The sequence below is a fragment of the Stenotrophomonas sp. C9D9 genome, assembly GCF_056491205.1.
Map to the genome: position 1 here is coordinate 198,795 of NZ_JBSZIF010000003.1, position 24,337 is coordinate 223,131.

General features: G+C 67.4%; 18 protein-coding genes, 4 pseudogenes and 1 riboswitch. Of the genes and pseudogenes, 8 read left to right on the forward strand and 14 right to left on the reverse strand.

Translation table 11 applies throughout. The features are described 5' to 3' along the window. Positions 1-440: 440 nt before the first annotated feature. On the forward strand, positions 441-2,405 hold the full coding sequence (locus ACXI0D_RS02900) for a M2 family metallopeptidase (protein ID WP_014038105.1): 1,965 nt from the start codon (positions 441-443) through the stop codon (positions 2,403-2,405). Between the two features lie 121 nt (positions 2,406-2,526). Here the strand turns inward: ACXI0D_RS02900 and ACXI0D_RS02905 are convergent. The 3 genes and pseudogenes from ACXI0D_RS02905 to ACXI0D_RS02915 form a co-directional block, all read right to left on the reverse strand. Then, positions 2,527-2,920: pseudogene (locus ACXI0D_RS02905) on the reverse strand (hypothetical protein). A gap of 68 nt (positions 2,921-2,988) precedes the next feature. Further along, positions 2,989-3,883 (reverse strand): annotated as a pseudogene (locus ACXI0D_RS02910) (siderophore-interacting protein). 141 nt (positions 3,884-4,024) lie between these two features. After that, a complete protein-coding gene (locus tag ACXI0D_RS02915; RefSeq protein ID WP_479642282.1) occupies positions 4,025-5,251 on the reverse strand; it encodes a multidrug effflux MFS transporter in 1,227 nt (408 codons plus the stop codon). 299 nt (positions 5,252-5,550) lie between these two features. Next, positions 5,551-5,653, forward strand: a riboswitch (glycine riboswitch). A 62-nt stretch (positions 5,654-5,715) separates the two neighbouring features. Between ACXI0D_RS02915 and gcvP the strand changes: the two are divergent. Further along, a pseudogene (gene gcvP / locus ACXI0D_RS02920) lies at positions 5,716-8,582 on the forward strand (aminomethyl-transferring glycine dehydrogenase). A gap of 92 nt (positions 8,583-8,674) precedes the next feature. Here gcvP and ACXI0D_RS02925 read toward each other — a convergent pair. The 3 genes from ACXI0D_RS02925 to ACXI0D_RS02935 all read right to left on the reverse strand — a co-directional run bounded on the left by ACXI0D_RS02925 (position 8,675) and on the right by ACXI0D_RS02935 (position 11,361). Continuing rightward, on the reverse strand, positions 8,675-9,085 hold the full coding sequence (locus ACXI0D_RS02925; protein ID WP_049443033.1) for a VOC family protein: 411 nt from the start codon (positions 9,083-9,085) through the stop codon (positions 8,675-8,677). Between the two features lie 103 nt (positions 9,086-9,188). Continuing rightward, complete coding sequence (locus tag ACXI0D_RS02930) at positions 9,189-10,556, reverse strand: amino acid permease (RefSeq protein ID WP_014038111.1); 1,368 nt, start codon at positions 10,554-10,556, stop codon at positions 9,189-9,191. Positions 10,557-10,638: 82 nt separating this feature from the next. Beyond that, a complete protein-coding gene (locus ACXI0D_RS02935; protein ID WP_014038112.1) occupies positions 10,639-11,361 on the reverse strand; it encodes an AraC family transcriptional regulator in 723 nt (240 codons plus the stop codon). Positions 11,362-11,468: 107 nt separating this feature from the next. Between ACXI0D_RS02935 and ACXI0D_RS02940 the strand changes: the two genes are divergently transcribed. Next, positions 11,469-11,828 carry a hypothetical protein gene (locus tag ACXI0D_RS02940; RefSeq protein WP_119006616.1) on the forward strand — a complete coding sequence of 120 codons (360 nt, stop codon included), beginning with the start codon at positions 11,469-11,471 and terminating at the stop codon, positions 11,826-11,828. 9 nt (positions 11,829-11,837) lie between these two features. Here ACXI0D_RS02940 and ACXI0D_RS02945 read toward each other — a convergent pair whose 3' ends face one another. After that, a complete protein-coding gene (locus tag ACXI0D_RS02945) occupies positions 11,838-12,539 on the reverse strand; it encodes an alpha/beta fold hydrolase (protein WP_119006992.1) in 702 nt (233 codons plus the stop codon). A gap of 132 nt (positions 12,540-12,671) precedes the next feature. Here ACXI0D_RS02945 and ACXI0D_RS02950 point away from each other — a divergent pair, with 132 nt between their 5' ends. After that, positions 12,672-12,959 carry a hypothetical protein gene (locus ACXI0D_RS02950; RefSeq protein WP_119006617.1) on the forward strand — a complete coding sequence of 96 codons (288 nt, stop codon included), beginning with the start codon at positions 12,672-12,674 and terminating at the stop codon, positions 12,957-12,959. An 86-nt stretch (positions 12,960-13,045) separates the two neighbouring features. Here the strand turns inward: ACXI0D_RS02950 and ACXI0D_RS02955 are convergent, their stop codons facing one another. Further along, positions 13,046-15,169 (reverse strand): methyl-accepting chemotaxis protein, encoded by a 2,124-nt coding sequence (locus ACXI0D_RS02955; protein WP_119006618.1) that lies wholly within the window; start codon positions 15,167-15,169, stop codon positions 13,046-13,048. Between the two features lie 433 nt (positions 15,170-15,602). Between ACXI0D_RS02955 and ACXI0D_RS02960 the strand changes: the two are divergent. Together ACXI0D_RS02960 and ACXI0D_RS02965 are read left to right on the forward strand one after the other, a co-directional pair. Next, a pseudogene (locus ACXI0D_RS02960) lies at positions 15,603-16,366 on the forward strand (L,D-transpeptidase family protein). Between the two features lie 4 nt (positions 16,367-16,370). Further along, positions 16,371-17,051 (forward strand): M23 family metallopeptidase, encoded by a 681-nt coding sequence (locus ACXI0D_RS02965; RefSeq protein WP_119006620.1) that lies wholly within the window; start codon positions 16,371-16,373, stop codon positions 17,049-17,051. Here ACXI0D_RS02965 and ACXI0D_RS02970 read toward each other — a convergent pair. The 5 genes from ACXI0D_RS02970 to hflK form a co-directional block, all read right to left on the reverse strand. Next, complete coding sequence (locus tag ACXI0D_RS02970; RefSeq protein ID WP_119006621.1) at positions 16,981-17,643, reverse strand: hypothetical protein; 663 nt, start codon at positions 17,641-17,643, stop codon at positions 16,981-16,983. The genes ACXI0D_RS02965 and ACXI0D_RS02970 overlap by 71 nt on opposite strands. Positions 17,644-17,760: 117 nt before the next feature. Then, positions 17,761-19,053 (reverse strand): adenylosuccinate synthase, encoded by a 1,293-nt coding sequence (locus ACXI0D_RS02975; RefSeq protein ID WP_014038120.1) that lies wholly within the window; start codon positions 19,051-19,053, stop codon positions 17,761-17,763. A 293-nt stretch (positions 19,054-19,346) separates the two neighbouring features. Further along, positions 19,347-19,532, reverse strand: a complete 186-nt coding sequence (locus tag ACXI0D_RS02980; RefSeq protein WP_049443025.1) for a DUF2065 domain-containing protein — start codon at positions 19,530-19,532, stop codon at positions 19,347-19,349. Between the two features lie 67 nt (positions 19,533-19,599). Continuing rightward, on the reverse strand, positions 19,600-20,463 hold the full coding sequence (gene hflC, locus ACXI0D_RS02985) for a protease modulator HflC (protein ID WP_010482785.1): 864 nt from the start codon (positions 20,461-20,463) through the stop codon (positions 19,600-19,602). Beyond that, positions 20,460-21,593 carry an FtsH protease activity modulator HflK gene (hflK, locus tag ACXI0D_RS02990; RefSeq protein WP_032127819.1) on the reverse strand — a complete coding sequence of 378 codons (1,134 nt, stop codon included), beginning with the start codon at positions 21,591-21,593 and terminating at the stop codon, positions 20,460-20,462. The genes hflC and hflK overlap by 4 nt, the downstream gene beginning before the upstream one ends. A 154-nt stretch (positions 21,594-21,747) precedes the next feature. On the opposite strand from hflK, the gene ACXI0D_RS02995 reads away from it, so the two are divergent. Beyond that, positions 21,748-22,743: a YhdH/YhfP family quinone oxidoreductase gene (locus tag ACXI0D_RS02995; protein WP_479642283.1), complete on the forward strand. Its 996-nt coding sequence runs from the start codon at positions 21,748-21,750 to the stop codon at positions 22,741-22,743. 88 nt (positions 22,744-22,831) lie between these two features. Beyond that, positions 22,832-23,203, forward strand: a complete 372-nt coding sequence (gene pilH, locus ACXI0D_RS03000) for a twitching motility response regulator PilH (RefSeq protein WP_005410644.1) — start codon at positions 22,832-22,834, stop codon at positions 23,201-23,203. Positions 23,204-23,333: 130 nt separating this feature from the next. Here pilH and ACXI0D_RS03005 read toward each other — a convergent pair whose 3' ends face one another. Further along, positions 23,334-24,224, reverse strand: a complete 891-nt coding sequence (locus tag ACXI0D_RS03005; protein ID WP_135967611.1) for a DnaJ C-terminal domain-containing protein — start codon at positions 24,222-24,224, stop codon at positions 23,334-23,336. Positions 24,225-24,337 lie beyond the last annotated feature (113 nt).

A 24,337-nucleotide genomic window follows, 5' to 3' on the forward strand; every position in this document is an offset into this window, starting at 1 on the left:
GCTCACGCCCCCGCAACCGGACCCACCCCGCCTTCGACAGTTTTCCGCGATCGGTTGGAACGACCTTGGGGTCAGATCCGTTTTCCTCCGGAAAACGGATCTGACCCCATTTTGATTGTCGATACCTGACAGATGTGTCGACCAAGGTCGACACCTACCGACAGCACACGGAATCTGTCAGAGGTGGGGCGGTGTCGGAGTGCGGGGCGTCAGCCGCATGGATGCGGCTGCCAAGCCTACAGGGACGTACTTGCGGCGTCCCCGCAGTCCGACACCGCCCCGCCAAACCACGGGTAGTCCGCTGTTGCTGTTGCTTCGGCCTTTGCCGTTGCTTGAAGGCCTCTGCGGGTGCCGGGCGCCGCCCGGCCGACTTCCGCCACTTGCGGTGGCAGCCACTGCCCACTAGCCTTCGGCCGTCGTTCACCACCCAAGGACCGCCCGTGAAACACCGTCATCTCCTGCTGGCCTCGGCAATCGCCGCCGCCACGCTGGCCCTGGCCGCCTGCAAGAAGGAAGCTGCCCCAGGCACCGATACCGCCAGCAGCAGCGCCCCGGCCGGCGAAACCGCCGACCAGTTCGTGGCCCGCATCAATGCCGAATTCAAGGCCGCCTACCCGGAGATGACCTCGGCGCAGTGGCTGTCCTCCACCTACATCAACAGTGATTCGGAACGCATCGCGGCCAAGGCCAACGAGCGCTCGCTGACCCAGCTCAACAGCTGGATCGAACAGGCGGCCACGTTCGACGGCAAGCCGATGAGCGAGGACAGCAAGCGCGCGATCCACCTGCTGAAGCTGATGTCGTCGATGCCGGCACCGCGCGATCCGGCCAAGCTGGCCGAGCTGACCCAGATCGCCACGCGCATGGAAGGCAGCTACGGCGCCGGCAAGTACTGCACCGATGCCAACGATCCGAACTCCTGCCGCCAGTTGGGCGAGCTGGAGCAGGTGCTGGCACGCAGCCGCGACTACGACAAGCAGCTCGATGCCTGGCAGGGCTGGCACAGCACCACCAAGAGCATGCGCGGCGACTACCAGAAGTTCGTCGGCCTGGTGAACGAAGGCGCCAAGGGCATGGGTTTCACCGATGCCGGCCAGATGTGGCGCAGCGGCTATGACATGCCGCCGGAACAGATCGGTCCGGAAACCGACCGCCTGTGGGAACAGGTCAAGCCGATGTACGAGCAGCTGCACTGCTACGCACGCGGGAAGCTGGACAAGACCTACGGCAAGGACAAGGCCGAAGTGGGCAATGGCCTGATCGCCGCGCATCTGCTCGGCAACATGTGGCAGCAGGACTGGTCGAACCTGTGGGACCAGCTGGAACCGTACCCGGGTGCCGGCAGCCTGGACATCACCGCGGCGCTGGAAAAGCAGTACCAGACCAACCTGAGCGCAGCGCTGGCCAAGGCCGGCAAGGACGCCAACGTGGCCGCGCAGTACAAGGCGCAGCGCGAGGCCGAACTGCGTACCGCCAAGCAGATGACCGAACGGGCGCAGGACTTCTACGTGTCGCTGGGCATGCCGTCGCTGCCGCAGTCGTACTGGGAACGCACCCAGTTCATCAAGCCCGACGACCGCGACGTGGTCTGCCACGCCAGCGCCTGGGACATGAACATGGAAGGCGACGTGCGCACCAAGATGTGCATCAAGCCGAACGAAGAGAACTTCACCACCATCTACCACGAGCTGGGCCACATCTATTACGACCTGGCCTACAACCCGCTGCCGCCGCTGTTCCAGGGCGGTGCCAACGATGGCTTCCATGAAGCGATCGGCGACACCATCGTGCTGGCGATGACGCCCAAGTACCTCAGCTCGATCGGCCTGGTCGACGCGCCGACCGAGAGCCGCGAAGCGGTCATCAACAACCAGATGCGCATGGCGCTGTCGGGCGTGTCGTTCCTGCCGTTCGGGCTGATGATCGATCGCTGGCGCTGGGGCGTGTTCGATGGCTCGATCACCGCCGACAACTACAACAAGGCATGGTGGGACCTGAAGGCCAAGTACCAGGGCGTGGCGCCGGCCAGCACCCGTGGCGAAGAATTCTTCGACCCGGGCGCGAAGTACCACGTGCCGGGCAACACCCCGTACACGCGTTACTTCCTGGCGCGCATCCTGCAGTTCCAGTTCTACAAGGGCCTGTGCGATGCGGCCGGCTACAAAGGTCCGCTGCATGAGTGCACCTTCTACGGCAACAAGGAAGCCGGCCAGAAGTACTGGGCGATGCTGAGCAAGGGTGCCAGCCAGCCGTGGCAGGCCACGCTGAAGGAGCTGACCGGCACCGACAAGCTCGATGCCGGCCCGATGATCGAGTACTTCACCCCGGTCAACGAGTGGCTGAAGCAGCAGAACGAAGGCCAGATGTGTGGCTGGCAGGCCAACGCGGCACCGGCGGCGAAATGAAAAAAGGGGCGGATCCGCGAGGATCCGCCCCTTTCTGGTAGTGCCGGCCGCTTGCCGGCAACCACGCGATGAAGACCGCAGAACGGCAGCCGGCCAGCGGCCGGCTCTACCGAAGTGCCTGTCAGCTGTTCTTCTTCGCCGCCATCGCTGCAGCCAGCTCGGCCTTGAATTCCTCGAAGGTCTGGCCCTTCTCCTTCGCTTCGGCCTGCGCCGCATCACGCAGCGCGTCGGAGTACATCAGGGCGCACCGGCGTGCCGTTGCGCTCGTGCAGCTCACCGGCCTGCATGATCAGCGCCAGCACCTGCGCAGCGCTCTCGCTGTGGCCCGCGATGCGGCCATCCATGCCCAGCACCCATTCGCCATCACGGCGCACGACACCGGCCAGCAGGGTGCGCTGCGCGTCGCGCAGTTCGGCATGCGGCTCCACCGGCGAGGCCTGGGCAGCGGCCTTGTTGGCGGCCTGCTTTTCCTGGCGACGGCGCTGGTCGCGGCGGGTCTTGGAGCTGGTGGACATGGTGCGGTACCGCTGCGAGGGGGGCGCAAGGATAGCGCACCCCGCCCGCAGCGCTGCTTCACGTCGCCTCAGTCCAGCACTTTGCCGTGGCGCCAGTACCCCATGAAGGTGATCGCGCGGCGGTCCAGCCCGCAGTCACGGACCAGATGGCGACGGATCGCCATCACGGCCCCAGCTCACCTGCGACCCAGGCGTACAGCGGCCCCGCCACGCGGCTATCGGCCTGCTCCCAGAGGATCTGCGTATCGACGTCGATCTCCTCCAACGCATCGCCGGCAGCCACGCCCGAGGCCGCAGCCAACCTTGCCTGGACTGCCTGCAGCAGGGGCTGCCCGTACGCCGCCTGCCCGCGCGGCAACCAGACCAGCTCGGCCGTGGCCGGCGCCTTCAGGGGAACCGCATCACCGGCCTGCGCCACTTCCAGCAGGGCCAGCGTGCGCGGCGGATCCACCATGGCCGCCAGTTCCTCGAGAATCCCGGCCACTGCCGGCAACGCGGTCTCGTCAGCCACCAGCAGCACCTGGCCAACGCCCGTCGGCGGCTTCCATTCCCAGCCCTCGCTGCTGTCGGCGCAGTCGGCATCCGGGCCAGCAGCACCACGCGGTCGCCCGGCCGGGCATGCATGGCCCAGCGCGAGGCGGGACCGGTCACGCCGTGGATGACGAAATCGACATCGACCTCGCCCTGCTCCGCACGCAGCTGGCGGATGGTGTAGGTGCGCATCGGCGGGCGCTGATCGTCCGGCAGGGCCCGGTAGCGTGGATACCAGTCGTCGCCCCTGGGGACCTGCGGCACCTCCTGGCCGGGCAAGGGGAAGAACACCTTGATGCGCTGGTCCGGCCCTTCGGTCTTCATCCGCGCCACGTCGGCACCGGTGAACACCATGCGGTCCAGGGAAGGGGAAAGAACGCGGCGCTCCTTCAGCGCCACCTCGAACAGGCGGTAGGTCTGCTGCGCAGCCATGGGGGAACCTCATGCAACGACATTGGATCGGCTGGCTGTCGTGCACCTGTGCACCGGCTGGCTGGAGTGCCCAGCCTAGTCCGGTGGTTTCCCGTCGCAAGCGCTGCGGGCGTCGCGGCCTGCCCTACCCCTGCACGCTGCTCAGTGACCCGTGCAGGCCGCCTGCGCCGTGCGTTCACGCTGGTGTTCCCAGTACCAGAACACGAAGCCGGCGCCGAAGAACGCGGCCTGGCCCAGCGCCAGGTGCAACGGGCTGGCGCTGAGCAGCGGCGACACCACGCCGGCCACCACGGTGCTGATCATCAGCTGCACGAACGCCTGCAGCGACGAGGCCAGGCCACGCTGGTGCGGGTACATGTCCAGCACCGCGAGCGCCAGGATCGGGAAGATCAATGCCATGCCCATGCCGCCCAGGAAGATCGGCAGCACCGCCCACGGCAGCACGAACTGCGGCGCCAGCGCCACGTAGCCAACGTTCAGCAGCACCGACAGCGCGCACAGGCCGAAACCGATGGCGACCTGGCGGGTGGGCGTGGTGTGCCCGGCCATGCGCCCGGACAGGAACGAGCCGGTGGTCATGCCGCCGATGGTGGGGATGAACAGCCAGGCGAAGCCGCCCTCGCCCAGGTGCAGGTGCTGCATCACGAACACCGGCGCCGAGGAGATGTACAGGAAGATGCCGCCGAAACCGATGCTGCCGGCCAGCGCCAGGCGAAGGAAACGCGGATCGAAACCGATGCGCACGTAGTCACGCATCAGCACGCGCGGCGACAGCGGCACCCGTGCCTCGACCGGATGGGTTTCCGGCAGGTAGCGCGCGGTCGCTGCCAGCAGGACCAGTGCGAACACCACCAGGAACCAGAAGATCAGCGGCCAGCCCGCGCCACTGAGCAGGATCCAGCCACCGATGATCGGTGCAATGGCCGGGGCGATGCCGAACAGCATCGACACCTGGCTCATCAGCCGCTGCGCGTCGTGGCCGTGGTACAGGTCGCGGATCACCGCGCGGCCGACGATCATGCCGACGCCCGCGGACAGGCCCTGCAGCGCGCGGAACGCCAGCAGCGTGGTCAGGTCGGTGGAAAGCGCACAGCCGACCGAGGCGCCGACGAACACCACCAGGCCGCCGAGGATCACCCGCTTGCGGCCCCAGGCATCGGACAGCGGGCCGTGTGCCAGGCTCATCAGGCCGTAGAACAGCAGGTACACGCTGATGGTCTGCTGCACCGCCACCTCGTCCACCGCCAGGCGCTGGGCCAGCTGCGGGAACGCCGGGAAGATGGTGTCGATCGAGAACGGACCGAACATGGCCAGGCCGGCGAGCAGCAGTGCCATGCGGCGGGTGGAAGGAGCAACAGCGGCGGTCATGGAGAAGGCGTCCGGCAGGGCCATGCGCGGCACGCACGGCGGGCGCCGGTCCCCTGCAGCAGGGACGGCGCCAGATGAATTCGGGTATTCGCCCATCATAGGTGGGGATTGCGCCTGACGCCATGCAGCAGTGCACAAAACGCACGGACGGGCCATCGGCCATTCAGGCGCCGCGGCCGGGCCCGGAGGCGGCTGGCGCGCCCGCAACGGGCTATAATCGGCGGGCAACACGGTGGGAGAAGCGGAACACCGCTGCCGAAGGCGCAACGCCCGTAATCGCTCAGGCCCGATACCACCCGTAACACAACTCTGGAGAGACCGGTTCGATCCGGCGCCGAAGGGGCACGAAGCCGCGGTTTTCCGCGCTTCCAAACTCTCAGGCAAAAGGACAGAGGGGCGCCCCGCAGACCGCCGACCGGCGGCTTGTGCCCGTGCGTGTGCCCTTTCCTGACGGATCCTTCGCCATGTCCCAGAACACCCCTTCCCTGCGTGAGCTCGAGCACCACAATGCGTTCGTCGAGCGCCACATCGGCCCCAACGATGCCGAGATCGCGCAGATGCTCGACGTCGTCGGCCACGCATCGCTGGATGCGATGACCGATGCCATCGTACCGGCCAAGATCAAGTCGCCGGCGCCGCTGGCACTGCCGGAATCGATGACCGAAGTGCAGGCACTGGCGAAGATCCGTGCGATCGCCGACAAGAACACCGTGCTGCGCAGCTTCATCGGCCAGGGCTACTACGGTACCCACACGCCGAACGTGATCCTGCGCAACATCCTGGAAAACCCGGCCTGGTACACCGCCTACACCCCGTACCAGGCGGAAATTCTCGCAGGGCCGCATGGAAGCGCTGATCAACTTCCAGACCCTGTGCGCCGACCTCACCGGCATGGAAATCGCCAACGCCTCGCTGCTGGACGAAGCCACCGCCGCCGCTGAAGCGATGACCCTGGCCAAGCGTTCGGCCAAGTCGAAGTCGGACACCTTCTTCGTGCACGACGCCGTGCACCCGCAGACCCTGGAGCTGCTGCGCACCCGCGCCGAGCCCATGGGCATCGTGCTGCGCGTCGGCACCCCGGCCGAGGCACTGGAAGCGGAAGCCTTCGGCCTGCTGCTGCAGTACCCGGACACCTTCGGCCAGGTCGGCGACTACAAGGCGCTGGTCGATGCCGTGCACGCACGCGGCGGCCTGGTGGCCGTGGCCAGCGACCTGCTGGCGCTGACCCTGCTGGCCGCCCCGGGCGAATGGGGCGCGGACATCGTGGTCGGCAACAGCCAGCGTTTCGGCGTGCCATTCGGCTTCGGCGGCCCGCACGCCGCGTTCATGGCCTGCCGTGACGCCTACAAGCGCTCGATGCCAGGCCGCCTGATCGGCGTCTCGGTCGATGCGCAGGGCAACCCGGCCTACCGCCTGACCCTGCAGACCCGCGAGCAGCACATCCGCCGCGAGAAGGCCACCTCCAACATCTGTACCGCACAGGTGCTGCTGGCGGTGATGGCCTCGATGTATGCCGTCTACCACGGCCCGGAAGGCCTGACCCGCATCGCCCGTCGCACCCACCGCCTGGCCTCGATCCTGGCCGCGGCACTGCGCACGGCCGGCGTGCAGGTCGGTGGCGACTTCTTCGACACCCTGCATGTCACCGGCGTGCACGCCGATGAGATCCACGCCAAGGCCCGCGCCGCCGGTTACAACCTGCGCGCGATCGACAGCGACTCGGTCGGCATCAGCCTGGACGAGACCGCTACCCGCGCCGACGTGGTCGCGCTGGCCGCCGTGTTCGGTGCGCAGGCCGACGTCGACGCGCTGGATGCCAGCACCGCCGATGCGCTGCCGGCCGGCCTGCTGCGCCAGTCCGCGTTCCTGACCCACCCGGTGTTCAACACCCACCACAGCGAGCACGAACTGCTGCGCTACCTGCGCTCGCTGGCCGACAAGGACCTGGCGATGGACCGCACGATGATCCCGCTGGGCTCGTGCACCATGAAGCTCAACGCCACCGCCGAGATGATCCCGGTGACCTGGCCGGAGTTCTCGCATCAACCCGCTGGTGCCGGCCGACCAGGCGCTGGGCTACAAGGAACTGATCGACACGCTGGAAGCGATGCTGGTGGAATGCACCGGCTACGACGCGGTCAGCCTGCAGCCGAACTCCGGCGCACAGGGCGAGTACGCCGGCCTGCTGGCGATCCGCGCCTACCACCGCTCGCGCGGCGAAGACCACCGCGACATCTGCCTGATCCCGGACTCGGCGCACGGCACCAACCCGGCCTCGGCACAGATGTGCGGCATGAAGGTGGTGGTGACCAAGACCGATGCCAACGGCAACGTCGATGTCGAGGACATCCGCCTCAACGCCGAGAAGTACAGCGACCGCCTGGCCGCGATCATGATGACCTACCCGTCCACGCACGGCGTGTTCGAGGAAGAGGTGGTGGAGATCTGCGAGATCATCCACAAGCACGGCGGCCAGGTGTACACCGACGGTGCCAACATGAACGCCCTGGTCGGCGTGGCCAAGCCTGGGCAAGTGGGGTTCGGATGTTTCGCACCTGAACCTGCACAAGACCTTCTGCATCCCGCACGGCGGTGGCGGCCGGGCGTCGGCCCGTGCGCGGTCAAGGAGCACCTGGCCCCGTTCCTGCCGGGCAAGCTGGGTGACAACGGCCCGGTCGGCATGGTCAGCGCGGCCAGCTTCGGCAGCGCTTCGATCCTGCCGATCAGCTGGATGTACATCGCGATGATGGGCCGCGACGGTCTGCGCAAGGCCACCCAGGTCGCGCAGCTCAACGCCAACTACATCGCCAAGCGCCTGGCCCCGCACTTCAAGACCCTGTACACGGGCCGCAACGGTCTGGTGGCACACGAGTGCATCCTGGACGTGCGCCCGCTGGAGAAGACCAGCGGCATCGGTGCCGAGGACGTGGCCAAGCGCCTGATCGACTTCGGCTTCCATGCCCCGACGCTGAGCTTCCCGGTGGCCGGCACGCTGATGGTGGAGCCGACCGAGAGCGAATCGCTGCACGAACTGGATCGCTTCATCAACGCGATGATCCAGATCCGCGAAGAGATCACCGCGATCGAAGACGGCCGCCTGGACCGCGAGGACAACCCGCTGAAGAACGCGCCGCACACTGCCACCGCAGTGACCGCCAGCGAGTGGACCCACGCCTACCCGCGCGAACTGGCCGCCTTCCCGCTGGCCAGCCTGAAGCAGAGCAAGTACTGGCCGCCGGTGGCGCGTGTGGACAACGTGTACGGCGACAAGAACGTGATGTGCGCCTGCATCCCGGTCGATGCCTACAAGGATGATGAAGTCGAGGCTTGATTCCTCACTGCATCGGTAAAGAAAACGGCCCGCGCAAGCGGGCCGTTCTCATGAGGGCGTGTGGACCAAGGTCCACACCCACACACATCCGGTCACGGGTCCGGCATCTGCCCCAGGCTCAACTGCCACGACACGCCGAAGCGGTCCTGCACCCAGCCGTAGCGGTTGCTGAAGTCATAGTCGCCCACCGGCATCAACCAATGGCCGCCCTCGCCCAGTACGCGTGCGGCACGTTCGAACTGCTCGGCACCGGAACACTCGACGAACAGCGAAATCGACGGTGAGAAGGTGAAATCGTGCACGTCCAGGCTGTCGAAGCACAGGTAGTGGGTGCCACCGAGCAGGAAGATGGCCTGGCGGACCTGCCCGGGCACGCCGGCGCCGGCGCCCTCGGGGTGGCGTTGCAGGGCCAGCAGGCGGAAATCGGCAAAGGCTTCGGCGTACAGGGCCAGCGCGCCCTCGGCCTGGCCGGTGAACATCAGGAAAGGACGGCTGCGCAGCATGCGGTGCTCCTGGTCGACGGGCCGATGACAGCCCACGCGATCAGGATGGCACGGCGGATGTGCAGCCCCCGTGGTAGTGCCGGCCGCTGGCCGGCAGCTTCAATCAGGCCTCGCGCATGCGCCGTGCGATGGCGCTGCTGGCGGCGATCGTGGCGGTCAACGCCACCATCGACAGGAACTGCAGGCGGGTGTGCGACTCACTCAGCAGCAGGCCGAAGATCAGCGCCAGGATCGCCAGTGCACAGCAGGTCAGCCACGGGAAGCCGGCCATGCGGAACGGCAGTCGGGTACCCAGGCGATCCGCGCGACGGCGCAGCACCAGCTGCGAGACCAGCGACAGCGTCCACACCAGCAGGCAGGTGGAACCGACGATGTTCAGCAGCACCGGCAGCACACGGTCCGGGAACAGCAGTTCCATCACCGTGGCGGCAAAGCCGAACAGCACGCTGGCCAGCACGGCGATCACCGGCACCTGGCGCGGGTCGGTCCAGCCGAGCACGGCCGGCGCTTCGCGGCGCTGCGCCAGCGAATACATCATGCGCGAGGCGCCGTAGAGGTTGGCATTGAGTGCCGACAGCAGCGCGATCACGGCGATCAGGGTGATGGCGGTACCGGCGCCCGGGATGCGGGCGATGTCCAGCACCGCGGCGAACGGCGACTTCAGCGCCTCGCTGGTCCACGGCACCACGGCGATGATCACGCTCAGCGAGCCGATGTAGAACACCAGGATGCGCCAGGCCACGGTGCGGATGGCACGGGCAATGCTGCGCTCGGGATCTTCGGTTTCGGCCGCCGCCACGGCCACGATCTCGGTGCCACCGAAGGCAAAAACGACAACCAGCAGCGCTGCACCGATCCCGGCCAGGCCCTTCGGTGCGAAGCCACCGTGTTCGGTGAAGTTGCTCAGGCCCGGCGAGGTCACCTGCGGCAGCCATCCCATCAGCAGCGCCACGCCGATGGCGATGAAGGCCAGGATCGCCGCCACCTTGAGGATGGCGAACCAGAATTCGAACTCGCCGAAGTTCTTCACTCCGAGCAGGTTGATCGCGGTGAAGAACAGCATGAAGGCCAACGCCGCCATCGGTACCGGTATCGCCGGCCAGACCGTGGCCAGCAGCCCGGCTGCACCCACGGCTTCGGCGGCGATCACGATCACCAGCTGCACCCACCACAGCCAGCCCACGGTGGCACCGGCGGTAGCGCCCATGGCGTCGGCTGCATACACCGAGAACGCGCCACTGGTGGGCTTGGCCGCCGCCATCTCACCCAGCGCGTTCATCACGATGATCACCAGCGCGCCGGCCACCAGATACGACACCAGCACCGCCGGGCCGGCCGCCTGCACACCCACGCCCGAGCCGAGGAACAGGCCGGCGCCGATGGCGCTGCCCAGGCCCATCATGATCAGCTGGCGGGGCTTGAGCGAATGTCCGAGGCGGGACGGCGAAGCGGTCGGAATCGAGTTGGGCATCGGCGGGGCTGGCGGCGGGCTACAGGGGCGACACCTTACCCTGTCCCGTGCCCACGGGGATAGGCACAGCGCAGCAGGCGGCTCAGGCCAGCGCCGGCTCGCCGACGTTCCCACCGATACGGGCACGATAGGCACGCGGCGAGAAACCGGTTTCAGCCTTGAACTTGCGGGTGAAGGCGCTCTGGTCGCTGAAACCGCAGGCCTGGCCGATGCAGGCGATGCTGTCGTCGCCATGCAGCAGGTGCATGGCCATCTGGATCCGCAGCCGGGTCAGCACCTGCTGCGGGGTCATCTGGAACACCTTGCGGAAGCTGCGCTCCAGCTTGGACAGCGAGAAACCGGTGATGTCCAGCAGGGTCTGCATGCGCACATTCTCGGCGTAGTGCGCATTGAGGTGGGCCAGCGCCAGCCGCAGCTGCTCGTACTGGGTGCCGAGGCTGTCCTTCTGGCCGAGGTCGCGGGAAATGCCGATCAGCCCCTCGATGGCCCCATCGACCACCAGCGGGCGCTTGCAGGTCAGGCACCAGCCCGGTTCGCGGTTGGCGAACAGGTGCAGCTCCATCAGGTTCTCGATCACCTCGCCGGACAGCACGCGGGCGTCCTGGTCGACGTAGTCCGCACTGAGGCCGGTCGGGTAGATCTCGGCCGCGGTACGCCCGATCACGTCCTTGCGCGCGCGCAGGCCCAGCCGCCGCAGCATGGTCTGGTTGACGTGGGTGTAACGCCCCTGGCGGTCCTTGATGAAGAACAGCACATCCGGGATGGCGTCGAACAGGGCTTCGATGTCGGCGGGCTCGACTCGCATGCCACAAGCATAGCCGAGGCCCCTTGCCGGTGCGATCACCCTTGCGGGACTTGCGCTTAACGCCGCCAGGCCCACCGTGGGGGCCAGCCCCCACCGGAGAACCGGCCATGCCCCGCGGTGACAAGTCCGCCTATACCGAAAAGCAGAAGCGCCAGGCCGAGCACATCGAAGAGAGCGAGCGCGAACGCGGCGCCAGCGAAAGCACCGCAGAGCGCATCGCCTGGGCCACTGTGAACAAGCAGGATGGTGGCGGCAAGCGTAGTGGTAGCGGGCGCAAGGTGGCGAAGAAGGCGCCGGCCCGCACGACGGCCACGAAGAAGGCAGCAAAGAAGACGGTGGCCAAGAAACCCAGCACCACCGCCTCGCGTAGTGCTGCCGCGAAGAAGGCAGCGAAGACCCGTGCGGCGAAGAAGACCGTGCGCAAGGTGGCGGCGAAGAAAGCAGCACGTACCCGCGCGCGCGGCTGAATCCTTCGATCAGGGCGACAGCGTCCTCATCCACGCGGCAACTTCGGCTGCAGCTGCGTCGGCGCGCGCCTGCAGCAGCAGATGTGGCCCCTCCAACGACACATGGCGGGCATCGGGCAACAAGGCCTGCAGCTCGGCCACGCTGGGCGGCCACAGCAGGCGGTCCTGCCGGGCATGCAGGCACAGCGTCGGCACTTCGATTCCTGGCAGCAATGCGCGTACGTCGACCCGCAGCGTCGCCGCAGCACGCTGGCGCAGGGTTGCCGCTGGCACCTGCGTGATTGCCAGGCTCAGCTCGCGCAGGTTCGCACGCGTCCGCCATTGCCCCAGCAGCAACCGGGCCATCAACGCCAGTGGCGGCAACGGCCATGCCGGGGCCAGTATCCGTGCGCTCGCCGCAGGCAGCGGCACCGGCCGCCGTGCGAAGGTCGTACTCAGTACCAACCCATGCAATCCAGGTAGCCCGGCCACCGCCAGTTCGATGGCCAATGGTCCGGCGAACGACTCGGCCAGCAGCACAAAAGGAGATGCCGGAAGCTGCGGGCGCAGGATCGACGCCAACGTGGAGTAGTCCTGCGGCCCCTGCGCGGGCATCGGCAGTACCTGCATCTGCATGCCCCGCGCCTGCATTGCCTCTACGAAGTGCGCCGACAGCAGGCCGGTGCCATCCAGGCCTGGCAGCATCACGACCGGCAGCATCACGGCATTCATCACGTTGATCACCCTTCAGGTTTCTTCGCACGGCTCCCTGCCTGCAGCTTCACGCATTGGCTCGGCCCAAGGAAGTGCACGGCGGCACACGCGGCGCTACGCTGGTGGTCCCGACGGAACGGAGAAGGCGGCATGCGCAAGCCACGCTGGCTCAGCTGGACCGGCATCGCCGTATGCACACTCTATCTCGCGCTGACCACCTGGCTGGTGCTCGATGCCCAGGCCAACAGCGACCCCAAGGGCGCCTACATCCTCATGCAGCTGCCGGTGATGCTGCAGACCGCAGCACTCAACGTCATCGGCATGGGTGGGTGGCTTTCCGGAAAGACCTGGACGACCGTCTACCTGCTGGTGATGCCCCCTACCCTGGTCGTGCTGTATGCCGTGGGGGCCATGCTCGGCAGTGTTCTTGAACAATGATGGTGATGTGTCGGCCTGTCTGAGCAGGCAATGGGAATACGGCCGCCCAGGGCGGCCGTATTCCTGTCACGGGTTCAGCAGTCTGCTCAGGCTGCGCGACGCGGCACGGCCGAAGCCGCTGCGCCTTCCACCTTGAACACCGACACCGACGTGGTCAGTGCATGCGCCTGTTCTTCCAGCGCGCGGCTGGCCGCGGTGGCTTCTTCCACCAGCGCGGCGTTCTGCTGGGTCACCTGGTCCATCTGCACCACCACCTGGTTGACCTGCTCGATGCCGGCGGCCTGTTCCTTGCTGGCCGCTGCGATGTCGCTCATCAGCTGGGTCGTGCGCGAACTTGCCTGGGCCACACGCGCGATCGCGGCTTCCGATTCAACGGTCACCGCCAGGCCACTCTTCACCTTGGCGGCGGCGTCTTCGATCAGCTCCTTGATCTCCTTGGCGGCGACACCGGCACGCTGCGCGAGCGTGCGCACTTCGCTGGCGACCACGGCAAAACCGCGGCCCTGCTCGCCTGCACGTGCGGCTTCCACCGCCGCGTTCAGCGCCAGGATGTTGGTCTGGAACGCGATGCCGTCGATCACCGTGGAGATTTCCGAGATGCGTGCCGACGACTGGTCGATCTCACCCATCACCGAGGCCATCTGTGCCATCGCCTGCTCGGTCTCGCGCACGGCGGCGCCGGCCGCATGCGCTTCGCTGTCGGCCTGACGCGCCAGCTCGGCGTTCTGGCGCACGGTGGAGGTCAGCTCCTCCATCGATGCGGCGGCCTCTTCCAGGTTGGCCGCCTGCTGCTCGGTGCGGCGCGACAGGTCGTTGTTGCCGGCAGCCAGTTCCTGCGCCGCGTTGTTGATGCTGTCGGCAGCCACCTGGATGCCCCGCACGATGCCGGTCAGCTGTGCGGTGGTGGTGTTGGCATCGTCGCGCATACGGGCGAACACGCCGTCGTACTCGCCGTCCATGCGAGCGGTCAGGTCGCCGTGCGAGATCGCGCGCAGCACGTCGGAGACATCGGCGATGCTGGCCTGCGAACTGGCCATCATGCCGTTGAGGTGCTCGACCATCGCCTTGAACTGGTACTGGAACGCAGCGGCATCGCCACGCATGCTGAAATCACCGGCACGCGCGGCACGGGCCAGTTCATCGATCTGTGCGTTGATCGCCATCAGGCTCTGCTTCACTGCGGCCAAAGTACGGGTCAGCGTCCCCTTCTCGCCCGGGTAGTCCGGCAGGTTGCGGCTGAGGTCGCCGATGGCGTAGCGCTGCATCACCTCGGCCATCAGCAGTTCCACCTGCACGTGCGATTCGACCAGGCTGTTGGTCGCCTGCACCATGCGGCCGAAGTCACCCGGGAATGCACCGGCGTCCATGCGATAGCGGATCGCCCCCGCTTCGTGCTGCTCGGCCATCTGCAGCTGCGCGCCGATCGCCGCCTGCACGCTCTGCCGAACGCTGGCCATTGCCTCGCCCAGTTGGGTCAGTTCGTCACGGCCACCAAGACGGAACTCCTGGTCCAGCTGGCCCTTGGACAGGCGCTCGGCCAGGTTCACCGCGCGGGCCAGCGGGCCGGTCAGGCTGCGGCCGATCATCACCGAGGCACCGATGCCCACCAGCAGCGCGACGCCGCCCAGCACCAGCAGCTGCAGCAGGCTGCGCTCACCCAGGCGGATCGCCTCGGCGGCGGCCTTGCGGCTTTCCTTCTCCTCAAAGTCCACGCCATCGGACAGTGCCTTGTTCCAGCCGTTGGCCGCTTCCTGCACCGGGCCCAGGGTCAGCGCCACGGCGCCCGGGTAGTCGCCCTGCTCCATCAGTTCGCTGGTCTGCTTGTTGAGCGGGCGCGCGATGGCACGCTTGGCTGCGATGGTTTCCGCAATGGCCTTGCCCTCGGCGTCGCTGGGCAGCGCCTGGTAGGCGGTCCAGCTGGCCTCGTAGCGCTTGACCAGATCGGCGATGCGCTGCTCATCGTGGCCGCGGTCATCGCCCTGGCGGATCAGCATCTCGCGCCGCACCACCATCATCTGGTTGTTGGCATCGAGCATCTGCGACAGCAGGCGCACCTTGGCCACGCTGACGTCGACCACCTGCTGCATCGCGCGCTTCTGCACGACACTGGCGGTGGCGCCGGTGGCCACCACGGCGGCGACCAGCAGCAGCAACAGGCCAAAGCCCAGCCCAAGACGCCAGGCAACCCTGACGTTCCTCAAGTAGTTCATGGGGGTATCCAAAACGGGGGGATGAGGCCTTATCGGCGGCCCGGCACGCGATCTTGATCGCCGTCCATCGACGGCGTCGGCCACCGTTCACCTTGGTGAGCCTGCGGCCCAGCGGCACCTGCGCACTGGAAACGGCTGCGATGGCGATGGCTGCTCATGCCGGCATCAGATTCCTTTCACGACGGCTCGGCAGCGGCTGCGGGCAAGGTGGTGGCGTGACCTGCTGGAGATCCCAATGCCCTTGCCCGTGTCCCGATCCACCCTGCTCGCTCTCTCACTGCTGGCGTCGCCAGCCTTCGCACAGGCGCCGCCGCCCGAGCTGCCCGCCCCCATTGCCGAGAAAGCCGGGCCGGATGTGGCCCCACGCTCCGCGCTGCACGCCCAGGTGCTGCTGGATCGTGCGAATTTCTCTCCCGGCCAGATCGATGGCGAAGTGGGCAGCAACCAGCGACGCGCGGTGTCGGGCTTCCAGGCGGCGCATGGGCTGACCGTAACGGGTGAACTGGATGACGCCACCTGGAAGGCTCTGCAGGCCGATACGATCACGCCGCTGGCCAGCTACACGCTGACTGCTGAGGATGTTGCCGGTCCGTTCCAGGCCACACCCAAAGGGCCCGCCGCCCAGGCCAAGCTCAAATCGCTGGGATACGGCAGTGTGGAAGAGGCCCTGGGCGAGCGCTTCCATGCATCCCCTGAGCTGCTGAAGCTGCTCAATCCAGGCGTGGATCTTGCCAAGGCAGGCGGCCGCATCCAGGTACCCAACATCGCACCCGCCGCATTGCCAAAGGCGGCGAAGATCGTGGTCGATAAATCCGACTCCACCCTGCAGTTGCTGGATGCGCAGGGCAAGGTGATTGCACAGGTCCCGGTGTCGTCGGGCAGCCAGCACGACCCGTTACCGATCGGCGAATGGAAGATCCAGGGCGTGTACCGCGACCCGCCGTTCCACTACAACCCGAAGCTGTTCTGGGATGCCCGCAAGGGCGAAAGAAGGCCACCCTGCCACCGGGCCCGAACAATCCGGTCGGGCGGGTCTGGATCGACCTGTCCAAACCGCATTACGGCCTGCACGGCACGTCTGAACCCGGCCACGTGGGCAAGACCGAATCGCATGGCTGCGTACGCATGACCAACTGGGATGCGCTGCGTGTGGCCGATGCGGTGGACACTTTGGTCCCCGTGGTGATGCAGGAGTGAGCCGATGCGCCTTCCGCAGCTGATCGTACTGGGCGTTCTGCTGGGACTGGGTGCAGGTTGGTGGCTGCGCCGCGACGCGAGTGAGCCGGTAGCCGCCTCGCTGCCGGCAGCGCCATCGACGTTGGCCGCCGCGCCGGTGACGGAACCAGTAGCGCCGCGCGCAACAACCCCACCCGCCGCCACCGCGCAGTCGGCCGCGCAGGCTGCGGATGCACCGTCCGGTCTGCTGCTGCCGCTGCAGGGCGTACTGCCCTCTCAGCTGCGCGACACCTTCACCGATGCGCGCAGCGAGGGCCGTGTGCACGATGCCATCGACATCATGGCCGATGCCGGTACCCCGGTACTCGCGGTGGCCGATGGCACGGTGGAAAAACTGTTCGACAGCGAGCGCGGCGGCTTGACGATCTACCAGTTCGAACCCAGCGGACGCTGGTGCTACTACTACGCGCATCTGCAGCGCTATGCCGATGGCCTGGCGGAAAAGCAGGTGATCAAACGCGGGGATGTGATCGGTTACGTCGGCAGCACCGGCAACGCCAGTGCCGACGCGCCGCATCTGCATTTCGAGGTGCATGTGCTGGGGCCGGAAAAACAGTGGTGGAAGGGAGAGTCCATCAATCCCTACCCCCTGCTGAAGTCGGCGGCGCTGATGCCCGGCGCTGCCAGCGCCGCAACACCAGAGTAAAGACAGCCAACGCAGCCCCTGGAATCAGCAGGAACAGCGCCGCCATCTTCCAGAAGAAGAACGGCCACAGCCAGATGTAGTCCAGGTCGGTCAGCTTCAGCAGGTCCAGCGGTGGCTGCAGCTCGATGTCTGCCGCGTGCCCGGCCAGGGCCGGGTCCACCTCCAGCACGGTTACCCGTAGCCATGAGCGGCCGCGTGGCAATGCGTCGCCGCGGCCGTAGCCAAAGTAGAACGCCGTGAGGCCGCTGGACTCAACCGAAGCCAGCGCGCGATTGATGCCCTGCCCGGCCACTCCCGAACGCTCCCCTGCACGGAAGTCTCCCTGATCGGTCGGAGTTTCGATGCGCAGCAGCACCTCGGGGTCAGCCTCCGTACCGTCCGCGGCATAGCGCAGGCGCAACCGCAGTTGGTCATCGATGAGGCGGTAGACGGTGATCTGGGCGGTTGCGCCAGGACTCAGCACCAGCGGCACCGTCTGCGTGCGCGACGCCAGGGCATTGGCGGCCGCACCCAGCAGCAGTACCAGGCAGGCGATGCCCCACAGGCTCCACAGCACCCACAGGGTGATCCGCACGATCGTCTCGCCCTTCACGCTGACATCCTGGTCATTGCGTCGCTTCCCCGCTGGCCTTGGCGACACAGTAACGAAAAAGCCCCGCTTGCGCGGGGCTTTTCCTGTCACCTACGCCGGGCAGCGCCCGGTGCTACCTCAGGCGAACGGATCCTGCAGGACCATGGTGTGGTCGCGGTCCGGGCCGGTGGAGACGATGCTGATCGGGCAGCCGGCCAGCTCTTCCAGCGAGCGCAGGTAGGCGCGCGCGGCCGGCGGCAGGTCATCCCAGTTGGTGATGCCGTGGGTGTTCTCGCTCCAGCCCGGGAACTCCAGGTACACCGGGGTGCAGTCTTCCCAGCCCTGCGCGTCCAGCGGCGCGTACTCGGTGCGCTTGCCGTTGTATTCGTAGGCGATGCAGACCTTCAGCTTTTCCATGCCATCCAGCACGTCCAGCTTGGTGATGCACAGGCCGCTGATGCCGTTGATGGCCACGGCGCGCTTCAGCGCGACGATGTCCATCCAGCCGCAACGACGCGGACGACCGGTCGAGGCACCGTACTCGGCGCCGCGGTCACGGATGCCCTGGCCGACTTCGTCGTCCAGCTCGGTCGGGAACGGGCCGCCGCCGACGCGGGTGGCGTAGGCCTTGGCGATACCCAGCACGTAATCGATCGAATCGGCGCCGACGCCGGAACCGGCCAGCGCACCACCGACGGTGGTGTTGGAGCTGGTGACGTACGGGTAGGTGCCGTGGTCGATGTCCAGCAGTGCGCCCTGCGCACCTTCGAACAGCACGCGCTTACCCTGCTTGCGCAGGTCGTGCAGGATGCCGGCCACGTCGGACTTCATCGGCTGCACGTACTCGCCGAAGGCCAGCGCTTCGTCGAAGGTCTTCTGGAAATCGACCGCATCGGTGTTCAGATACTTGGTCAGCACGAAGTTGTGGTAATCGAGCGCAGTACGCAGCAGCTCTTCCAGCTGCTTCGGGTAATGCAGGTCGGCGATGCGGATGCCGCGACGCGCCACCTTGTCTTCGTAGGCCGGGCCGATGCCACGGCCGGTGGTGCCGATCGCCTTGCCGCCGGCAGCGCGCTCGCGCGCCTGGTCCAGGGCGATGTGGTACGGCATGATCAGCGGCGCAGCCGGGGAGATCTTCAGGCGCGAGCGCACTTCCACGCCGGAGGCTTCCAGCTCGGCGATTTCCTTCTGCAGCGCGGCCGGCGAGATCACCACGCCGTTGCCGATCAGGCACAGCGCATCGTCACGCAGGATGCCCGACGGGATCAGATGCAGGACGGTCTTCTTACCGTTGATGACCAGGGTGTGGCCGGCATTGTGGCCGCCCTGGAAGCGCACGACGGCGCCGATTTCCTCAGTGAGCAGATCGACGATCTTGCCCTTGCCTTCATCGCCCCACTGGGCACCCAACACTACGACAGACTGACCCATGACGGGCTCCTCGATTTGTTGCGGCCATCGGGGCCGCGGACGGGTAAACCGTGGCGGGGCTGGCCAGCACCTGGAGGGCGGCTCCAAACGGGGAGCGGCCGGCGATGGAAGGCCCAGACACGGAAAAAGCCGAACGGGGGAGGCCCGTCCGGCTTTTGTGCATTATCCGGGTTTCCGGGGTCCGCTGCCACCTTTCCGACGGACGGCTTCACCGGCCGGTCAGGCGCCTCCCCGGTAGTGCCGGCCGCTGGCCGGCAATCCCAGGTTGCCGGCCAGCGGCCGGCACTACCCTTTCAATGCCGCACCCACCACAGCAGGCTCAGGCCGGCCAACAGCACCAGTCCGCCGAAGCTGCGCAGGGCCGGGCTGGGCAGGTCCAGCAGGCGTTCGGCCATGCGCTTCCAGGCGAACGGGGCGGCGAACAGGAACAGGCCTTCCAGCACCGCCACCAGGCAGACGGCGGCGAACAGATCTTTCATGGGGGACTCCGGAAAAAGCACGGGGCCCGGCATCTGGCCGGGCCCCGTGGGGTACTGCCCTGCGACCTCAGCGGTCGTTCTTCAGGTACTGCAGGAACGGGTCGTTCTTGTCGAGCACGATCACGCCGTTGCCGTCGGTCATGGAGCCACGGTAGGCCTCCAGGCTGCGGTAGAACGCATAGAACGACGGGTCGGCCGAGCCGGCCTTGCCGTAGATGCGCGCCGCATCGGCATCGCCTTCACCGCGCAGGCGCTGTGCATCACGCTCGGCTTCGGCGATCAGCACGGTGCTGTCACGGTCGGCCTGGGCGCGGATGGTCAGCGACTGCTCCTCGCCCTCCGCGCGCAGCTTCGCTGCTTCCTGCTTGCGCTGGGCGCGCATGCGCTCGTACACGTCGTTGATCACCTGGCTGTCGGTCGGCAGGTCCACCTGCTTGATGCGCAGGTCGATCATCTGCATGCCCAGCCCGGCCACGGCTTCGTTGATCCCCTTCAGCTGCTCGGCGATCAACTCGCTGCGGTCGCCGGACACCAGCTGCTGCAGGGTGCGCGAGTTGATCTGGTTGCGCAGCGAGTCGGTGATGATCGGTGCCAGGCGGGCATTGGCGATGCGCGGATCGCCGCCGGTGGCACGGAAGTAGTCACCCACGTTGGAGATGTAGCCGATGGCGAAGAAGTCGACGCTGACGTCCTTCTGCTCGGCGGTGAAGTAACGCGCCGGGGCGGTGTCGAGCACCTGGAAGCGGCGGTCGAAGACCTTCACCGTTTCCACCACCGGCACCTTGAAGTGCAGGCCCGGCTTGATGTCCGAACGCACCACCTTGCCCAGGTTCAGCACCATGGCGGTCTGGTCCTCACGGACCACGTACACCGAGCCGAGCAGGCCCAGCACCACCGCCACGATCACGGCGATCCAGATAGGACTCTTCATCGGCTGCCCTCCTCACGGCCGCTCGGTCGCCCGGTCGGGCGGCCCACCGGCCGGCCCGGATCACGGGAAGCTTCCACCGCTGCACCCGGCAGCGACGGCATCACCACGTCCGGGTTCGCCACTGCGGCCGGGGCCGAGGTGGTGGGACGGGTGTCGCCGGTCATCGGCACGTAGATCAGCTGGCGGCCATCGCCACCGATCACCTTGCGGTTCTCGCTCAGCACCTGCTGCACGGTCTCCAGCCACAGGCGCTTGCGGGTCACTTCCGGGGCGTCCTTGTACTGGGCCTGCAACAGGCTGAAGCGCTGCGCGTCACCCTCGGCCTTGGAGACCACGGCCTGCTTGTAGCCTTCGGCGGTGGTACGGGCGCGCGAGGCCTGGCCTCGGGCTTCCGGCACGACCTTGGCGGCGTAGGCCTGGGCTTCGTTGATCAGGCGTTCCTTGACCTGCTGCGCACCGTTGACCTCGTCGAAGGCCGGCTTCACTTCTTCCGGCGGACGGGCGTCCTGCAGGGTCAGGCCGGTCACGGTCAGGCCGGTCTTGAACGCCTTCAGCAGCGCCTGCAGGCGCTCCTCGGCAGCCACGGCCAGCGGGCCACGGTTGTTCAGCACGGCGTTGAGGTCGGCACGGCCGACTTCCTCGCGCACCGCGCTCTGCGCCGACTGCTCCAGCACCTGGTTGGCATCGACCGTGCCGAACAGGTACTGCTGCGGGTCGTCGATGCGGTACTGGACGTTCAGCGAGACGTTGACGATGTTCTCGTCGCGGGTCAGCACCGGCACCTGGATCGAGAAGGTCTTGATCTCGGTGGCGTTGACCTTGGTGACCGATTCAATCGGCCACGGCAGCTTGAAGTTCGGGCCGGGCTGCAGGATGCGCGAGAACTGGCCGAAGCGCAGCACCACGCCACGCTGCTGTTCGCCGATCAGCTGGAAGCTGGAGAACAGCACCAGCAGCACCACGGCTGCCACCACCCAACGCATGATGCCGCCGTCGAACAGGTCCTTCAGCGGCCCGGGCAGTCCGCCCCAGCCACCACCATTGCCACCGCCGCGCGACCCGAACGGCCCGCGTCGATTGTCCTCGGGGCCTTGTCCGCCCTTGTTGCCGCCGGGTGTATTCCAGGCCATGCACGCTCCATCAAGATGTGGGCTGCGGCGCGGGCCCTTCCCGCGGCGCCAGCCGTGAAACCATTACCGATCATACAAGATGGGGCGGATCGGCAGGATCGAAAAGGGGGGCGACGGGGTAAGGTGGCGTTTTCCTCGAAGTCAGGCAACGCCGATGGCCCCCACCACCCCGTTCACCGCCTTCCGCATCGAAAACGACGAAGCCGGCTACCGCAGCGGCCTGGCCCAGCTCAGGGTGGACGACCTCAACCCGGGACAGGTGCTGATCCGCGCCCACTGGTCCTCGGTCAACTACAAGGACGCCCTGGCCGGCACCGGCAAGGGGAAGATCCTGCGCCGCTTCCCGCTGGTGGGCGGCATCGACGTGGCCGGCATCGTGGTCGCCAGCACCGACCCGGACTGGCGTGAAGGCGATGCCGTGCTGGCCACCGGCTGCGGCCTCAGCGAGACCCGTGACGGCGGTTACAGCCAGTATGTGCGGCTGGAGTCGCGTGCGGTGATTGCCCAGCCGACCGGGCTGAGCCCGCGCGAGGCGATGGTGCTGGGCACCGCCGGCTTCACGGCGGCGCTGGCCCTGCTGCGCATGCAGGACAACCGGCAGACCCCGGATCTCGGCCCGCTGGCGGTCACCGGCGCCAGTGGTGGCGTCGGTGCGCTGGCGCTGTCGATCTTCAGCCGTGCCGGCTACACCGTGCACGCGGTCAGTGGCAAGCCGGAGCAGACCGACTTCCTGCGCGCCATCGGCGCCACCGAGGTGCTGCCGCGCAAGGCACTGAGCGACACCGGCCCGCTGCAGTCGGCGCGCTTCGGCGGGGGCCTCGACAATGCCGGCGGCGCCATGCTCGCCAGCCTGCTGGCGCAGACCGTGCCCTACGGCAGCGTGGTCAGCGCCGGCCTGGCGGCCAGCCCGACGCTGGACATGACGGTGATGCCCTTCATCCTGCGCGGTGTGTCGCTGCTCGGCGTGTCTTCGGCCAATGCACCGCGCCCGCTGCGCGAAGAGGTGTGGTCGCGCCTGGGCACTGAGTGGAAGCCGCAGCACCTGGACCGCATCTGCACCGCCGAGGTCGGCCTTGATGGCCTGCCGGCAGTGTTCGAGCGGATGCTGGGCGGTGGCTCGCTGGGCCGCACGGTAGTGCGGATCGACTGAACGTCGCAGGCAGGCGACGGACGGCAGATGCCCCCCTCCCGCCGGTAATGAGCCCGCACTACACTGCGGGCATTACATGGGGAACAACATGGCACGCATTCTGATCGTCGACGACTCACCGTCGCAGCTGTTGGGGATACAGCGCATCGTCGAGAAGCTCGGGCACCAGATCCTGACCGCCACCGATGGCGCCGCCGGGGTCGAAACCGCCAAGGCCGAGCTGCCCGACCTGGTCCTGATGGACGTGGTGATGCCCAACCTCAACGGCTTCCAGGCCACCCGTACCCTCGCCCGCGACGAGGCGACCCGGCATATCCCGGTGATCCTGGTGACCACCAAGGACCAGGACACCGACCGCATGTGGGGCATGCGCCAGGGCGCCAAGGCCTACATCACCAAGCCGTTCTCGGAAGACGAGCTGTCCGAGGTGCTGGAGCGCGTGTTCGCCGGGCAGGGCTGAGACGGCGCCTGGTAGTGCCGGCCGCTGGCCGGCAACCACGTATCACCGTCCCGGGTCATGAAATTGCCGGCCAGCGGCCGGCACTACAGGAAGGCGTGCGGACCAAGGTCCGCACCCACCAGAATCGGCCTCAGATTGACTCGCCGAACGCCTTGGCCAGGTTCCGGTACGCCTTCTTCTGCGCCTCGTCGGTCGCAGCCGGAGCCACGATCTCGATTTCGACGATCTGGTCGCCGTCCGGGCTGCCCGGCAGGCCACGGCCACGCAGGCGCAGCTTGCGACCTGCATCGGAATCGGCGGGAATCTTCAGCTCCACCGTGCCGCCCAGCGTCGGGACGCTCAGGCTGGTGCCCAGCGCGGCCTGCCACGGCGTGACCGGCAACGTATAGAGGATGTTGCGGCCATCGACCTCGAACTGCGGGTGGGCGGCGTACTCGACTTCCAGCAGCAGGTTGCCGCCATGGTTGCCCTGCCCGGCCAGGCGGATCACCTGGCCCGGACGGATGCCCTTGGGCACGCGCACGTCCAGCTGCTTGCCGTTGACGGTGATGCGCAGGCTGTCGCCGCTGTAGGCCGCTTCCAGCGGTACCGACAGCTTGGCGCGGGTGTCGCGGTTGGGCGCGTGGCCCTGGCTGCTGAAGCCCGGCCCCGGACCGGCTCCGCCACCGCGCTGGCGCGCGAACAGGCTTTCGAAGAAGTCGCTGAAGCCGCCGTTGGGGCCACCTCCGCCGAACACTTCCTCGAAGTTGAAGCCACCGGCACCGCCGTAGTTCGGCGGCACGTTGAACTCCTCGCCCGGGCGATAGCCCTGCGCGCGCAGCTGGTCGTAGGCCGCGCGCTTTTCCGGATCGCGCAGCGCCTCGTAGGCCTCGTTGACCGCCTTGAACTTGTCTTCCGCCCCGGCCTCCTTGCTGACGTCCGGGTGGTACTTGCGTGCCAGCCGGCGGTAGGCGGTCTTGATCTCCGCCTCGCCCGCGCTCGGTTCCACCCCCAGGGTGGCGTAGTAATCCTTGAATTCCATCCAGCTACCTCGATCTGCTTCGGCCGCGCCGGTGGCGCCGCCCCGGGTTCATTCTACGCGCCGGCGATGCTACGCCGCCCCTCGTGCGGCCCCGGTGAGGCCGACTGATCCTG